The sequence below is a fragment of the Myxococcales bacterium genome, from assembly GCA_016706225.1.
In the GTDB taxonomy this organism is placed as follows: domain Bacteria; phylum Myxococcota_A; class Polyangia; order Polyangiales; family Polyangiaceae; genus JADJKB01.
On the sequence record JADJKB010000021.1, the window covers coordinates 873,146 to 887,580 of the forward strand.

At 66.4% G+C, this 14,435-nt stretch carries 13 protein-coding genes; 7 read left to right on the top strand and 6 right to left on the bottom strand.

All coding sequences use genetic code 11. From position 1 onward, the window contains the following. The first annotated feature begins 37 nt into the window (after positions 1-37). Together IPI67_28580 and IPI67_28585 are read left to right on the top strand one after the other, a co-directional pair. The gene (locus IPI67_28580; protein ID MBK7584143.1) at positions 38-2,239 is read left to right on the top strand and encodes a protein-arginine deiminase; all 2,202 of its coding nucleotides are present in this window, start codon (positions 38-40) and stop codon (positions 2,237-2,239) included. Then, positions 2,236-3,171 carry a HEAT repeat domain-containing protein gene (locus tag IPI67_28585; protein MBK7584144.1) on the top strand — a complete coding sequence of 312 codons (936 nt, stop codon included), beginning with the start codon at positions 2,236-2,238 and terminating at the stop codon, positions 3,169-3,171. Before IPI67_28580 ends, IPI67_28585 begins: the two co-directional genes overlap by 4 nt. A 50-nt stretch (positions 3,172-3,221) precedes the next feature. Here the strand turns inward: IPI67_28585 and IPI67_28590 are convergent, their stop codons facing one another. Genes IPI67_28590 through IPI67_28600 form a run of 3 tightly spaced genes read right to left on the bottom strand, consistent with a single transcriptional unit; the run spans position 3,222 to position 5,330 of the window. After that, positions 3,222-4,043 carry a hypothetical protein gene (locus tag IPI67_28590; GenBank protein MBK7584145.1) on the bottom strand — a complete coding sequence of 274 codons (822 nt, stop codon included), beginning with the start codon at positions 4,041-4,043 and terminating at the stop codon, positions 3,222-3,224. Beyond that, positions 4,003-4,848 carry a fructosamine kinase family protein gene (locus tag IPI67_28595; GenBank protein MBK7584146.1) on the bottom strand — a complete coding sequence of 282 codons (846 nt, stop codon included), beginning with the start codon at positions 4,846-4,848 and terminating at the stop codon, positions 4,003-4,005. The genes IPI67_28590 and IPI67_28595 overlap by 41 nt, the downstream gene beginning before the upstream one ends. Beyond that, positions 4,848-5,330 carry a low molecular weight phosphotyrosine protein phosphatase gene (locus IPI67_28600; protein ID MBK7584147.1) on the bottom strand — a complete coding sequence of 161 codons (483 nt, stop codon included), beginning with the start codon at positions 5,328-5,330 and terminating at the stop codon, positions 4,848-4,850. Before IPI67_28600 ends, IPI67_28595 begins: the two co-directional genes overlap by 1 nt. 88 nt (positions 5,331-5,418) lie before the next feature. Here IPI67_28600 and IPI67_28605 point away from each other — a divergent pair, with 88 nt between their 5' ends. Together IPI67_28605 and IPI67_28610 are read left to right on the top strand one after the other, a co-directional pair. Beyond that, positions 5,419-5,931, top strand: coding sequence for a hypothetical protein (locus tag IPI67_28605; GenBank protein MBK7584148.1), 513 nt, complete (start codon positions 5,419-5,421; stop codon positions 5,929-5,931). Continuing rightward, on the top strand, positions 5,928-6,368 hold the full coding sequence (locus IPI67_28610; protein ID MBK7584149.1) for a hypothetical protein: 441 nt from the start codon (positions 5,928-5,930) through the stop codon (positions 6,366-6,368). The genes IPI67_28605 and IPI67_28610 overlap by 4 nt, the downstream gene beginning before the upstream one ends. Positions 6,369-6,371: 3 nt before the next feature. Here the strand turns inward: IPI67_28610 and IPI67_28615 are convergent, their stop codons facing one another. After that, positions 6,372-8,642 carry a S46 family peptidase gene (locus tag IPI67_28615; protein MBK7584150.1) on the bottom strand — a complete coding sequence of 757 codons (2,271 nt, stop codon included), beginning with the start codon at positions 8,640-8,642 and terminating at the stop codon, positions 6,372-6,374. A gap of 162 nt (positions 8,643-8,804) precedes the next feature. Between IPI67_28615 and IPI67_28620 the strand changes: the two genes are divergently transcribed. The 3 genes from IPI67_28620 to IPI67_28630 all read left to right on the top strand — a co-directional run bounded on the left by IPI67_28620 (position 8,805) and on the right by IPI67_28630 (position 12,666). Beyond that, a complete protein-coding gene (locus IPI67_28620) occupies positions 8,805-9,626 on the top strand; it encodes an NAD(P)-dependent oxidoreductase (GenBank protein MBK7584151.1) in 822 nt (273 codons plus the stop codon). A gap of 215 nt (positions 9,627-9,841) precedes the next feature. After that, positions 9,842-11,620, top strand: a complete 1,779-nt coding sequence (locus IPI67_28625) for a DUF2330 domain-containing protein (protein ID MBK7584152.1) — start codon at positions 9,842-9,844, stop codon at positions 11,618-11,620. Between the two features lie 80 nt (positions 11,621-11,700). Further along, positions 11,701-12,666: a hypothetical protein gene (locus IPI67_28630; protein ID MBK7584153.1), complete on the top strand. Its 966-nt coding sequence runs from the start codon at positions 11,701-11,703 to the stop codon at positions 12,664-12,666. Positions 12,667-12,736: 70 nt separating this feature from the next. On the opposite strand, the gene IPI67_28635 is transcribed toward IPI67_28630, so the two are convergent. Together IPI67_28635 and greB are read right to left on the bottom strand one after the other, a co-directional pair. Continuing rightward, positions 12,737-13,645: an SDR family oxidoreductase gene (locus IPI67_28635; GenBank protein MBK7584154.1), complete on the bottom strand. Its 909-nt coding sequence runs from the start codon at positions 13,643-13,645 to the stop codon at positions 12,737-12,739. Positions 13,646-13,922: 277 nt separating this feature from the next. Next, positions 13,923-14,390 carry a transcription elongation factor GreB gene (greB, locus tag IPI67_28640; GenBank protein ID MBK7584155.1) on the bottom strand — a complete coding sequence of 156 codons (468 nt, stop codon included), beginning with the start codon at positions 14,388-14,390 and terminating at the stop codon, positions 13,923-13,925. Positions 14,391-14,435: the final 45 nt, after the last annotated feature.

Sequence of the window (14,435 nt, forward strand, 5' to 3'; positions counted from 1 at the left end):
GTAGTGGCGCTCACCCGCGTGAAGCAGGACGGACAGGATGCGGACATCTTCTTGGACGCTCGCGATCGTGCTGACCGCGACAGGATGTAGCTCGGCCGGCAGCGGCAACGCCGGCCTCGGTGGTGCGGCGGGTGCACAGGCGGGCGGAACGAACGCGGGCGGCGCAGGCGGTAACGTCGGCGGCGCCGGCGGCAACTTCGGCGGCGCACCGAGCGGCGGTGCCGCGGGGTTCGGCAACACCGGCAACACCGGTGGAGTCGCGGGCACACCCGGCGGTGGCGGCGCACCCGGCGGTGGCGGCGCACCCAGCGGTGGCGGCGCACCGGGTGGTGGTGGCGCCCCGAGCGGCGGCGGAACCGGCGGCGGCGGTCCGACCTGCGCAGGTCATTGCGGGAGCACGACCGCGGTGCCGGGCAGCAACCCACAATGTTATTGCGACACCGACTGCGTCACCTACGGCGACTGCTGCGCCGACTACGGCGCGATCTGCAGCGGCGGGTCCGGTGGAACGGGCGGGGCGGGCGGCGCCGGCGGCTCGGGCGGAGTCGGAGGCGTCGGCGGCTCGGGGGGCGGCGGCGGCACGGCGACCGCGCTCGATCTGCGCGCTGATGTGAACCGCGACGGTGTCGTCGACACCGCGGGCACGAGCGACGAGACCGGAGAAGACAGCTGGGACGCCACACACGGCGCGATCTTCTTGCCGAACATCGACGACGACGACGGCAATTGCCCGAAGGGCGTCTCGGACGCGCAGCTCGCGGCCTGTAGCGATGCGACCAACACCGTCATCGACGGCGCATACGACATCGACGATCTGGCTCGCCTGCGCACGGTGCCCTGGCCGAGTGCGCCGGCCAACGCGGCCGCCACGATCAGCGTGAATCAGCCCAGTAAAGTCCGGCTTTTCAAGAACAGCGGCGGGAGCTTCACAGCGATCTCGAGCGGCGCGTCCCTCACTTCTGCGGAGCTCAAGGCCGGCGTCGAGTTCGGCCTCGAAGGGCTCGACATCCGGCGTGATACCAGCTGGGACGGCTACCTGAACGTCACGGTCAGCATGACGGGGGGCGGCTCGGGCAGCGACACGGTGCGCATGCGCATGTCACCCGTGATGCTCAACCACCACGTTCAAGATGCAACGAACATCTACGTGACGTCGTTCAACTCGTCGTCGTCGTCGGCATTCCGCACCGACATGTCCGCCGCGTGTTCGTCCGCAGGCACCGCCTACACCGAGCTCGGCAACCTCAACGACCAGTGGACGCAAGACTTCTTCGAGACTGGGTACATGAGCATGCCCGCCGCGGGTGGCTCGCAAAAGACCATCCGGGTCTACTTTCGCTCCGCAAACTACACGAGCAGTGGCCTGCGTCAGGCAGGCAAGGTCGTGTACGAGTACTTCCGCGGCAAGGACAAGGCCGGCATCACCCAGTACGACCCGAACCATCCGAACGGGGCCGACTCACTCAACTCGTTTGGCAACACCGAGACGGTTCCGCCCTATTCGTACGGCGGCAAGAGTTACCCGCTCGGCCGCATCCTGCGAGGCAGCGTCTCGAACTTCTATCCGGACCAGTCCTTCGAGGCCATGCTGACGGCCCAGGGCACACAGCCGCAAATCTTCCTCGATACCTCGTGGCTCGCCGTGGGCCACGTCGACGAGACCCTCTCGTTCGTGAAAGTCAACAGCCCGCGGGGCTGGGTGATGCTCGCCAATGACGCGGCCCTCGCGAAATCGATGCTGCAGAACGCCCAGACCCAAGGCTACGGGAGCACACCGATGTTTGTCGGCAAGACTTGGTCGGGCGGTGCCTCCGCTCAGGTCAGCATCAGCGCCGTGCTCGCGGACGCCGCGGTCATGGGTCCCTCGAACGAGGCAATCACCGAGGTGAACGGGCAAATTGCGACGCTCAAGGCGGAGACCGGCATCACCGACGCGGAGATCGTCAAGATCCCGTTCTTGCACTGGAAGACCGGCGGTTACTCCGTCGCTTATCAGCCTGGCACGGTCAACCTGACCTACGTGGGCCCCAAGACGGTGGCTGTCCCGAAGCCCTTCGGTCCCAAGATCAACGGCATCGACATCTTCGAAGACCAGATGGTCAAGGCGCTCGCGCCCTACGGCATCACGGTCAAGTTCGTCGAAGACTGGGACCTCTACCACCGGCTGCTCGGTGAGGTTCACTGTGGAAGCAACGCGGATCGTGCCGTGACCGTGAAGTGGTGGGAGACCGGAAAATGAAGACCCAGAAGCGAATCGTCAGCCTCGCCCTCGCGGGGTTCCTGCTCTTCACACTCAGCGGAACTGCGCTGGCCGATGGCATCGGCGTTGAGTCCCGACACCTCAAGGCCAAGGACCGAACGGCACTGAAGACCGAGGTCAAGAAGGCGCGGGCGAAGAACCAGGCCATCTTCGCCAAGGTCGCCGAGGCACCCAAGCTCGCCATCGAGGCCGATCAGATGAAGCGCGGGCGGGTCGCCAGCATCACCCTGCCGCTGCGCGCGCTCGGGAGTGAGGCGCTCTTCCCGATGCTGGAGATGCTCGCGCTCGATGGACCGACGCGCGGCAAGCTGAGTGAAAGCACCTGGACGACCCTGCGGGTCGGGCTGATCGAGGCGGTGGGGCTCGTCCGCGACCCGCGCGCCACACCGGTGCTCGGTGCGATCCTGGATCGGGAGTCCGACTTCGAGATCGTGCGGGCCTCGGCTGAGGCTCTCGGCCGCATCGGTGACGACGCCTCCACCAAGAAGCTGTCGCGCATGGCCCTCGCCGCGGGCCCCAAACAGGCCGCGGTGGTCGCGGCCCTGGGCGAGTGCCGTCGCACCGCCGCTGCCGCCGCCCTCGCGAAGCTCAGCGTGACGCGGGACGAGGCCCAGCTGCTCGTGGTGGTGAAGAGCCTCGGCACCGTCGGCAACGCCTGGGCCTGGGAGACGGCAGAGATCTCGAAGACCGGCGAAGGGGCCCAAGTCCGGGCCATCGCGGCGCGGGCCCTGATTCAGGTGTTCGTCAACAACACCGGCTATCTGCGCAGCAAGGCAGAGCGCGCCCTGCTGGTGGTCGCCGCACCGACGACGCCGAGCTTGATCGCTGCGGCCAAACAGAACGCGAATACCGACCAGGCTCGCGCGCTGGACAGCCTGGCTACCAAGATCGCACAAAACCCGGCCAAGTGAGCCGTGCTCACCGCCCCGGCGAAACGACGCCGGGGTGGAAACGGCGGGGGTCAGTTCTTGCGTTCGAGCCGGTACAGTCGCTTGCCTTCGCGATCGCGAGGGCCGGTGACCGTCAGCATGTCCAAGCGGATCTCGCGGATGCGCCCGGGGCCATCGATGTCGCGGATCTTCAAGCGCTCGTCGTCGCCCATCAAGACCTCGCACAGGCCGAAGGAGAAGTGCTGCACGAGATCTCCCGGCTCAGGGACGATGGGCTCGTGCTCGGCTTCCGCGGCGCGGCGAACCGCGGCGCTGGCGAGGGCCGCTTTGGCCCAATCACTCTGCGCCGGGGCGACGGGCGGAGGGTCTTTGGGTTGCACCGCCGCGGGTGTGACCTTTGCAGGCACAGCGGCGGGGGTCGGAGTCGGTGCGGCGTTCGGCTTGGGCGCGGGTATTTCTGGCATGACTTTTTCAGTGGCTTCACACGGGACAATGAACACGGTCACGCCGTCGGACTGGGCCCGCACCAGTTGTCCGGCCCAAACTTCGGCCCCCGCCTCGGAAGCGCGGGAGAGTGTCACCATGTACGGACCGCCTGCGGGGCCCGCGAGGGCAACCAGCGCAAGACGGCCGCGGGGCGCGCGCACCGGATCGGCACCGTCACCGACTAGCCGGAGCTCGACGGCTTCGACCACCCCCGTGGCCTGAACCCAGCCATCCAATCCGCGGCATGCGTCGGTCAGTGAATTGACGATATCTTCTCCGCGACCGATCGACACGATGCGGGGCGACGCCATGTGGCCGGCTTCATGGCTCTGGAGGCGTTTGGCGTCAACGAAATCGCGCCGGACCTCAGACGTATCGCGAAAGCGCACGGCGAACTCCACCAACATACCCGTCTCCGAACAGGTTCACGTGCACGAGCAGCGGGTAGAGTTGATAGAGCGCCTGTCGGTCCGTGTGCCCAGGCTCGAGCGGAAAAGCTTCGGCATATGCGGCGAACACTCGGCCTCCGAAGCCGCCAAACAAGGCCATCATTGCCAGATCGACCTCGCGGTGCCCCGCGTACGCCGCAGGGTCGATCAGACAGGGAGCTCCACTCTCGGTCACATGGGCGTTGCCACCCCAGAGGTCACCGTGCAGGCGCGCCGGCGGTTCGTCCGGGCCAACGAGCTCCGGCAACCGCGCGTACAGGCGCTCGAAGGCCGCCAAGGTCTCGCGCCCCAAGGGTTGCCGAGCTTGGTCGACCATCGGACGCAAGCGTCGCTCGGCATAGAACGTCGCCCAGTCGGGGAGCGGACGATTGTCTTGGGGCAGCCGCCCGATGAAGTTGTCGCGATCGAGCCCGAACTCCCGTGCGCCGTGTGCGTGGAGGCGCGCGAGTCCACGTCCGAGCTCCTCGTCGTGGTCGGCGCGGGGTCGACCGGGTTCGAGCAGCTCGAGCACCAAGAAGCTCGCGCCGATCGCGATCACCTGGGGCAGTGCCAGCGCCTCGGCTTCCGCCAGCCACGCGAGGCCGTGGGCCTCCGCTTCGAACATGCCCGGCGGGGTCGCAGCGTTGTGTTTGACGAACACCCGCCGACCATCGGCGAGATCGACCGCGTGAGCCTGATTGATGTCGCCGCCACTGATGGGGGAAACACCGGTGACACGACTGTGCAGGGTCTCTTCGAGCTCTGACCGAAGGGCCGCCCGCATCACAGACCATATCGCTCGCGCAAGAACGCGATCAGCCCGCGGCAGGCTGCCTCACACTGGTCCAAGACCTCGTCGAAGCCTTCCTGGCCGCCGTAGTATGGGTCGGGCACGCTGGCGTCTCGCGGGGCCTTGGGATCGAAAGAGCGAAGCCTTCGCAGTTTGTCCGCGTGCTCCGCCGGCGCCCCCGCTTGCAGGTCGTCGAAGTTATCGCAGTCCATCGCCAGGACGAGATCGAATCGCTGCCAGTCCGCACGCCGGAACTGGCGCCCGCGTCCGCCCACCTCGATGCCGCGCGCGCGGGCCGCGAGCACCGCGCGCCGGTCAGGCGGATCTCCGGTGTGGTAAGCGGCGGTCCCCGCACTGTCGACCTCGACGTGGGCGGCTAGGCCCTCGACCTCGAGCAGGTGACGCATCGTCCCCTCTGCCGTCGGGCTGCGACAGATGTTGCCAAGGCAAACGAAGCACACACTCACTTTGGGCATGGCTGCGGAGCGACCTTATACGAGATCCCACCCGGCTGGCGCCGTCTTCGCCGCTCCGCTAGGCTCCGCCCCAGCTGACGGAGATGCCATGCGTTTGTCGATCCAATGTGTCGTGGTCCTATCGCTCGCGCTCGGCGCCAGCGGCTGCCGGAAGATCGAAGAGAAGATGGCCGAGAAGGCCGCCGAGAAAGCCACTGGCGGACAGGTCGACATCGACTCGAAGACGGGCAAGGTGAAGCTGAAACAAAAGGGCCCGGACGGCAAAGAGTCCGAGGTCCAGCTGGGTGAGGGCAGCTCCATTCCGGCGGACTTCCCCAAGGCCGTCCCGGTCTACCCCGGCGCGAAGGTCATGAGCTCGGTGTCGGTCTCCCAGGGAGAGAGCCACATGCTCACCCTGAGCACCACGGACACCACCGGCGCCGTGCTCGAGTACTACAAGAAGAACATGACGGGGTTCAAGGTCGACGCGGAGCTCGCGAGCGGGGACACCACCATCCTCAACCTGTCGAACGACCAGCTCGCGGTGAGCGTCACCGCGACCAAGAGCTCGGACGACGGCACGACGTTGATCAACGTGACCGCAAGCGCGAAGAAATCGTGAGCTCGCGGCCGAAGCTCCTCGGCACGACGCTGCTCTCTGGCGCACTCCTGTGTGGCGCGCTCCTGGCCTGCAAATCCAAGTCGAAGATCGCGGGCAGCGTCTCGTTCAACGGCGCGCCGTTCGCTGCCACCGACTGCCAGGTTTCCGAGGCGACCATGACGAGCGGGGGCGCGGCCGTCACGACCCACACCGTCACGATCGTCGATGCGGCGAAGCGTCGGCTCTCGTTCAGCGACAGCGGCGGCATGCGCGTCAACTACACGACCGGAAGTCTGTTCGACAATATCGGCTCCGGCTGTGGAAAGATGACCTTCGTTGGTAGCGTGAAGTCCGGCGGCGTCAGCGGACACGTCGAAGCCGACTGCACGGGCAGCGGTCACACCGTGCGCGCGGCCTTCGACTTCGCGGACTGCGGCCAGTACGGCTTCGGCCCCTGAAGCTCAGAGCGCAGGCTGCCTGCCCATCTCGCGGAGCAAGTGATCGGCGCCGTCGACCGCGTCCATCACCCAGAGCATGTAACGAACGTCGACGTGGATGCTGCGGGTGATCTCCGGCATGAACACCCAGTCGCTGGCCATGGCCTCGTAGTTGCCGTCGAAGGCCAGCCCCACCAGCTCACCGCGGGCGTTCAGCGTGGGCGAGCCGCTATTGCCCCCGGTGATGTCGAGGTCCGCCAGGAAATCTACCGGCAGGCCGCCGACCCGTGAGTCCGCGTACGGACCGTGTTTGCCCGCCCGCGCCAGCTCGAGCAGGCGAGGGGGAGCGTCGAACGGCTCCTCGGTAGTTGCCTTGGCGACGAGCTCCTTCAGCGTCGTGAACGGCGTGTAAATGGGCGCGCCCTGCGTCGGTCGGTAGCCGCGCACCGTGCCGTAGGTCACCCGCAGGGTGCCGTTGGCGTCCGGCGCAATGGGCGTCTTGGAGTGCTCCCGGAGCGCTGCGACGTAGAGCGGGCGAATCAACGAGAGCGCCCCAGTCTCGGCGTCGTTGTGATCATCCCGCTCCTTGAACAGCGGGCGGAGCGCCACGGCCAGGCGCACGATCGGGTCCCGACTGGCCACGAGCTCGGCGAGCTTGGCGCTCTTCAGCAGCTTCACTCGCGTTTTTGCGTCCTCGAGCTTCGTCTCCTTGTAGAGGCGTGTGGCCGCGAACTGAATGTTCTTCTCGGTCGGAGCTGCCTTGCCCAAGAAGATCGGGAGGAGCCGCTTTTTGGCGTTGTCATCAGCTTGTCTTTCGACGCGCGCGAGCGCCAGCTCGAGTTCGGCGACGTCGAGCTTCCGCGAGTAGCGCTTCTCCAATGCTTGCTGCTCTTGTTCCAGCCGCGCCCAGTTTCGCGCTTGGTAGTCGAGCTTGCGCTTGGCATCCGCCTTGGGCCGCTCCTCGGCCATGCGCACGATGGTGTGCGCCGCGCCGAGCAGGCTCACCATGCGTTCGAGCTCGCTCAGCGCGTACGAGAGCTCGCGGTACTTCCTGCGTTCGGCGAAGTGCTGCTCGAGCCGCGGCAAGACCTCTCCGAAGCGCTTCTGCCGCTCGGGCTCGGCCGCGATCCAGGTCTTCAGCTCCGCCTCGCGCTTCTTGCGCAGCTCCGCGGCTCCGCCCTTGGTGAGCCCCTCCAGCGAGCCCTTGGTGTAGGTGAGGGCGTTGGCGAGCCCTCGCTCCAGGGGTCGCGCCTTGATGGCAGCGTCCGCGTCTTCCTTGCCCACGCGTTCGATCAGCGCCAGGTAGTCCTCGAACAACCGCATGCGCTTCGGGTAGTACCAGTCGACTGCCTCACTCGTTTCTTCGGCGGTGCTGAGGCGCATGGTCCGCCCGGGATAACCCGCCACGAACACCAGATCACCGGCGCCCAGGCCGCGCTCGGCCAGGCGCAGGTGCATGCTCGGCTGATACGCCACGTTGTCCGGCGAGTAGTCGGCGGGTTTGCCGTCCTTGCCCACGTACGCCCGCAGGAACGCAAAATCACCACCGTGTCGCGGCCAGCGCCAATTGTCGATCTCCCCGCCGAAGTTACCCACGCTCTCTTTGGGCGCGTAGACCAGGCGGACGTCCTTGATCTCGAGCTTCTCGATCAGAAGGTACTGTCCGCCGCCGAAGTAACTCGCAACGTCACAACGCACACTCGGCTGCTGCTCGCACTTTGCGATCAACTCCTTTTCTCGAGTCTCCAGGCTCTCCTGTCGGGCTTTGTCGTCCTTGATCTGCTCGAGGCCTGCGCGCATGAAGTCCGAGACGTCGCTGAACGAGCGAGTCACGTACACTCGCGCGGTGGGTCCGCTCCACTTCTCGTCCGTACGAGTCTTGGCCAGATAACCGTTCTTCAGCAGGTTCTCCGCCGGCGTCGAGTTGTACCCCAGCGCACCCGTCGCGCAGTGGTGGTTGGTGACGATCAGCCCCTCCGGCGAGACGAAGCTCGCGGAACATCCGCCCAAGCTGACGACGGCGCCGAGCGGATACGCCATGGGGTCGACCAACTTTTTGGGGTCGAGCGCGAGCCCGAGCTTCTTCAGCGTGTCGAGCTGGGATTCGAGCTGCTTCGGCAGCCACATGCCCCCCAGGTTCTCGAAGCTCGGGTGCGCGACGGGCGACAGGCCTGGTGCCGGCTCGCTCGATGCAGCCGAGGGCGGAGCGGGCGGCGGTGCGACGGCGGGTTTGTCGGTACAGCTCGCCAGGATGAACAGGGAGAAAAACGCGGAAGTGGATGAGCGACGCCCCATGCGCATCGCATAACACGGGCGCCGGAGCGAGGCAGCTGGCGCCCGCGGAGGCTCCCGCGCACAAAACCTCGGCTGGGTGTGTCGCAGGCCGGGGCGTCACGCGAGGAGCCGTGAGTTTTTTCGGTCACGCCGCGGAACAATCTGCAATAGCGTTCGCCCACCATGGCAGACCTCAAAGGCAAGACGCTCTTCATCACCGGCGCGAGCCGCGGAATCGGCAAGGCCATTGCGCTCCGAGCCGCCCGAGACGGCGCGAACATCACCGTGGTCGCAAAGACGGCGGAGGCCCACCCGAAGCTGCCCGGAACCGTCTTTAGCGCGGTCGAAGAGATCGAGGCGGCCGGCGGCAAGGGCCTGGCGTGTGTCACCGACATCCGCTTCGAGGACCAGGTCGCCGAGGCCGTGAAGCGCACGGTCGACGCCTTCGGCGGCATCGACATCTTGGTCAACAACGCCAGCGCCATCAGCCTGACCGGCACGCTCGACACGCCGATGAAGCGCTACGATCTGATGCACCAGATCAACACCCGCGGCACCTTTCTGTGCTCCCAGGCGTGTATCCCCCAGCTCAAGCTCGCCAAGAACCCGCACATCCTGAACCTGTCGCCCCCGCTCAACATGGAGGCGCGCTGGTTCGGCCCCCACGTTGCTTACACGATGGCGAAGTTCGGCATGAGCATGTGTGTGCTCGGCATGGCGGAGGAGTTTGCGAGTGATGGGATCGCCGTCAACGCACTCTGGCCTCGCACCGCCATTGCGACTGCGGCGGTGCAGAACCTGCTCGGCGGCGAGACGAGCATGGAGCGCTGCCGCAAACCGGAAATCATGTCGGATGCGGCGTACTTCATCCTGACGCGACCCAGCCGGGAGTTCACCGGTCGTTTTGCCATCGACGAAGATCTGCTGCGGGCCGCCGGGGTCACGGACTTCGACCAGTACGCGAATACACCGGGAGCCGACCTGCTCCCGGACTTCTTCGTCTGAGGGCGCAACCTCCGAGTCCGCCACGCGCCCCACCGGGTCTTGCAACGGGCGTCCCTGGCACGCCCGTGACTCGAATGTCAGCGGGGCTGCCTCCGTCAAACCTCGATCGCCGGCGGTCCGCGAGGGATTCGGCGGTGGCACGCGCATTGCTGTAGGCTGGAACTTCGGTCTCCGAGGTTGGATGGTCCTCGGAGGCAAAAAGCCGGAGGCCAGATATGCGCTCTTGGATTCGCGTGGGTGTGGCGTTGGGATTCGTGGTGGCGGCGTCGGGCTCGGCGCGTGACGCGACGGCTTGTGGTGGGACGTTCTGTGATCAGGCGCCGGCGGGGCAACCGCCGATGCCAGTCGACCAGACCGGCGAAAACGTGCTGTTCGTGATGCAGAACGGCTTCGTCGAGGCCCACATCCAGATCCAGTACCAGGGCGACCCCGCGCGGTTTGCCTGGCTCATCCCGGTGCCGGTCAAACCCGAGCTGTCGGTGGGCTCGCAGGTGCTGTTCACGAACCTGCTGAACGGCACGGTCCCGTCGTTCACGACCACGACCACGTTCCAGTTTTGCTCAGGCGACGACTCGACCTCACAAGGCTCCGGTTTTGGGTGCAGCTCATCGTCGAGCGACAGCGCGGGCGGCAGTTACGGCCCGACGGGAGCGGGAGGCAGCGGCTCCCAGAACAACACCCCGACCGTCATCGGCCGGCAAGCCGTGGGCAATTTCGAGAGCCTGATCCTCCAGCCAACGGACGCCAAGGGCATGCTCGACTGGCTGGTGCAGAACAACTACGACGCCGACCAAGCCGACGCCGAGCCAATCCTGAAGGACTACATCGACCGCGGCTACGTGTTCGTGGCGCTGAAGCTCCAGGCCGACGCCGGCGTGGACGAGATCCATCCGATCGTCGTTCGCTACCCGGGCGACGAGCCGTGTGTGCCGCTGAAGCTCACGCGCATTGCCGCCGTCGAAGACATGACGGTCCGCACCTTCTTTTTGGGAGCAGACCGCGTCGTGCCGAGCGGTGGCTACAAACACGTGACACTGAACAGTGCGCGTCTGGACTGGACAGGCCTCGGACAAAACTACAGCCTAGCCATCGCCCGGGCGGTGGACAGCCCGGCGGCCAACGGGCGCGCTTTCATCACCGAGTACGCAGGTCCGAGCACGGCGGTCAGCCCCGCCGGCATCTCACAGACCAACTGGGATGGTACAGCCTTCAAGGCCATCGACCCCTACGAGGTCATGAACCAGCTCGAAGCCTGGAACCTCGCGAGCTGCCAGTCGGCTGCAAACTGCCAGTCGAGCAACCCGCTGGTGTTCCCGTTGCTGGCCGACTACCTGCCCCCGCCCGACGGGGTAACGGCGGCCGCGTACTACTCCTGCATGACGTGTTACCCGAACGCGGATCTGACGCTCTGGAACGGCGACGCTTTTGCGGCGGACTTCGACGAGCTGATCGCAAAACCCGCGCAGCACGCGACTTCGGTTCTGCAGAACAACCTCTACCTGACCCGCATGGTCACGCGCATCTCTCCGGCGGAGATGACGGAAGACCCCATGTTCCGCGTGACCCCGATGGCGCTGCCGGACGTCTCGAACCAGCTCTCGGCGACGCGCACCAATCAGTGCGACGGCACGCTGATGACCACCACCTCGGACGGGCGGAACGTGGCCGGCACGACGGCGCCCGGCGACCTGCCGGCGGACGTGCCGTGGGCGAGCAAGATCGAAGAGTTCACCCTCGCGGGCGAGTACGTGCTCCTGGTGGACAACGAAGAGAAGATCGGGGCGGCGCTGGCTGACTACAACCACTCCAGCGCACCCGGCTCGTCGACCACACCGGGCCAGGCGAGCGGTCTGGGGAACGACACGAATGGCGCCTGCGGGTGTGCGGTTCCGGCACGCCGCGCGAGCCATGGCATCCTCCTCGGGCTCTTCGGCGTGCTCGGTTTGTGGCGACGAGCGGCAAAGAGGCGCGGGCGGCCGGCTTCGCGCAAGTAGGAACGCGGCTCGATGATCCGCGCCGCCCGAAAAGTTCGGTGGCGCCGAGTGTGTGGCTCACGTGTTAGGCTTGGCGGTTGGTGCTTTCGTTCGCCCGACTCAGCCCCGCGCTTGCTCTCGCCATCGTCGTCGGTGGATGCGGGGGTGAAGAGTTCACTGCGAACGGCGGAAGTGGCGGCGCGTCGAGCGGGGGAGCGGCAGCGAGCGGGAGCAGTGGCGGGGCAGCCGGCTCGGGCGGTGGAGCCGCGGGGGCCGGTGCAGGCGGGCAGAGCGGCGGCGGAACATCCGGGGGCGGGAGCGGCGGCGGTGGCGGCGGCGGAGCCAGCGGCGGGGGTGGTGGAGGCGGAGCCGCGGGGGCCGGTGCAGGCGGGCAGAGCGGCGGCGGAGCGGGCACTGGCGGCGGAGCGGGCGCGGGCGGCACCGGGGGCGGAGCGGGCGTGACGAGCACCTGCCCGTCCGGCGGGCTCGAAGACTTCCAGGACTCCTTCTCGTCACCGCTCAATCTCTCGATCTGGGGCAAGTACGCCTACAACGCCGGCAGCATCGACGCCGCCGGGGGAGTGCTCATCGCCAAACCCGGGATGAACGCCGGGAACTACGTCGGGATCAGCTCGAACCAGACCTTCACCCTCGACGGCTGCATGATGTGGGTCGAGGTGAAACAGGTCGTGAAGGGCGCCCAGCAAGGGGACACCTATTTCATGGCAACGGTGAGCGGCTCGATGGACGCAGAAATGATGACCCAACCGGAGTCGACCTCACCGACGGGCCTCGAGATGCGGTTCAGCGTGGAAGAAAACTCCAACGAGGACACCACCGGCATCCACTACAGCCCGGTGGAGCACCGCTGGTGGCGCATGCGTTTCCCGAAGGATGAGATCCGATTCGACACGAGCCCGGACGGCAAGACGTGGACGGAGCGGCGGATGGTAAAACGACCCAGCGGCATGACAACGGTCAACTTCGAGCTCGGTGCGGGCACTTTTGGGCCGAACGGCTCACAGCCGATCGCGACGTTCGACAACGTCAACACGCCGCCCCCCTGAACGAAGATGCAAGAAAGGCGACGAGCCCTGGGCCCGTCGCCTTCTTTGCTCGCGCAACTCGCGTTGCCGCTCACGTCATCGCGAACTTCATCGCCGCGCCCGCGGCCTCCATGGCGTTGCCGTAAGCCTTGGCGCCGGTCATGTCGTTGACCTTCGTCCACTGCTCGGCAATGGCCTCGGGCGTGACTTTGTCGACGGCGATCCCGATGCCTTCCGCCTCCATGACGGCGACGCGGGAGAAGTATCCGCCGCCCACGGCATAGACCTGCGCGCTGTCCTCGCACTTGTCCGAGACGAGGTACGCAACCAGCGCCGACACGTACTCCGGCGCGAGCTTCTCGAGCACGTTCGGCGGCATGATGGTCTCGGTCATACGGCTCTTGGCGATGGGCGCGATGGCGTTGACCTTGATGTTGTACTTGGCGCCTTCGTGCGCCAGCGTCTTGGTCAAGCCGACGATACCCAGCTTGGCAGCGCTGTAGTTCGCCTGGCCGAAGTTGCCGTAGAGGCCGGCGGCGCTGGTGGTGTTGACGACCCGGCCATAGTTGTTCTCGCGGAGCAAGGTCCAGGCCGTCTTGCACACGTATATGGACCTGGTCAGGTGAACGGAGAGGACCTTCTCCCAGTCCTCGTCGGTCATCTTCATGAACGAGACGTCGCGCAAGATGCCGGCGTTGTTGATCACGATGTCGAGCTTGCCGAAGGCCTCTTTGGCCTTGGCAACGATCTTCTGGGCGCCATCCCAGGTGTTGACGCTGTCGTAGTTGGCGACGGCCTCGCCACCGGCGGCCTTGATCTCTGCGACGACCTTGTCGGCCGCGGAGTTGCCGCCGCCGCCGGTGCCATCCATCGATCCACCGAGATCGTTGACGACGACCTTGGCTCCGCGTTTGGCGAGCAAGAGCGCGTGGGCGCGCCCCAATCCACCGCCGGCACCTGTGACGATTGCGACTCGATTGTCGAAACGAAGCTCGGACATGTTGCCTCCTCGAGGGCTCTCTGTTCCCGCACTGCCGAAGACGGCGCTCGGGGCTTCGGGGCGCGGAGGCGTCCCAAAGGCGAGGCCAAGCTAGAGCAGTTTCGGGCTCAATGGAACCACCGGCTCACTCAAGAGCTGTCCAAGAATTGGACAGCCCTTTCACTTTGTCATCGGGGAGGCACGCGCCTCCCCGCCCCAACGAAGTGAATTCGTTGGGGCCCCACCCCACGCGGGCCGGCCTCGCCGGCTTGCGCCTGGCCAATTTTTGGACAGCTCTTCACTCGTACGTGATGGCACAAATCTCCAAGTCCACCTCACCCGCCGGCCGCCGCACCGTTACGATATCTCCCACTTTGCGCTTCATCAGCGCCGTGCCGAGCGGGCTCCTGAAGCTGATGGTCCCCGCCCCGGGGTCGACCTCGTCGGGGCCCACGATGCGGTAGCGTTTGTGCTGCCCTTCTTCGTCGACGACCTCGACCGTCGCCCCGAAGAACACCACCTGAGCTGCACCCTCGTCCCGCTTGACCACCACGGCCGATTCGAGGCGCTTGGTCAGGAACCGGATGCGTCGATCGATCTCCCGGAGCCGCTTCTTGCCGTAAATGTACTCGGCGTTCTCCGACCGGTCGCCCTGTGCCGCTGCGTCCGAGACCTCTTGGACCACCCGCGGTCGTTCGACATGCAAGAGCTGGTGTAGCTCCACTTGCAGCTTTTTGGCGCCCTCCGGCGTCAGGTAGGTGCTCATCGTTTCGGGCAGGACAATAGCTCGGAATCGAAGCGATTCGGGGCT

What these genes read in the sequence shown, in the direction of transcription:
- IPI67_28580 (MBK7584143.1), top strand. Translation starts at nt 38, where the DNA reads ATGCGGACATCTTCTTGGACGCTCGCGATCGTGCTGACCGCGACAGGA.
- IPI67_28585 (MBK7584144.1), top strand. Translation starts at nt 2,236, where the DNA reads ATGAAGACCCAGAAGCGAATCGTCAGCCTCGCCCTCGCGGGGTTCCTG.
- IPI67_28590 (MBK7584145.1), bottom strand. Translation starts at nt 4,043, where the DNA reads ATGTTGGTGGAGTTCGCCGTGCGCTTTCGCGATACGTCTGAGGTCCGG.
- IPI67_28595 (MBK7584146.1), bottom strand. Translation starts at nt 4,848, where the DNA reads ATGCGGGCGGCCCTTCGGTCAGAGCTCGAAGAGACCCTGCACAGTCGT.
- IPI67_28600 (MBK7584147.1), bottom strand. Translation starts at nt 5,330, where the DNA reads ATGCCCAAAGTGAGTGTGTGCTTCGTTTGCCTTGGCAACATCTGTCGC.
- IPI67_28605 (MBK7584148.1), top strand. Translation starts at nt 5,419, where the DNA reads ATGCGTTTGTCGATCCAATGTGTCGTGGTCCTATCGCTCGCGCTCGGC.
- IPI67_28615 (MBK7584150.1), bottom strand. Translation starts at nt 8,642, where the DNA reads ATGGGGCGTCGCTCATCCACTTCCGCGTTTTTCTCCCTGTTCATCCTG.
- IPI67_28620 (MBK7584151.1), top strand. Translation starts at nt 8,805, where the DNA reads ATGGCAGACCTCAAAGGCAAGACGCTCTTCATCACCGGCGCGAGCCGC.
- IPI67_28625 (MBK7584152.1), top strand. Translation starts at nt 9,842, where the DNA reads ATGCGCTCTTGGATTCGCGTGGGTGTGGCGTTGGGATTCGTGGTGGCG.
- IPI67_28635 (MBK7584154.1), bottom strand. Translation starts at nt 13,645, where the DNA reads ATGTCCGAGCTTCGTTTCGACAATCGAGTCGCAATCGTCACAGGTGCC.
- greB (MBK7584155.1), bottom strand. Translation starts at nt 14,390, where the DNA reads ATGAGCACCTACCTGACGCCGGAGGGCGCCAAAAAGCTGCAAGTGGAG.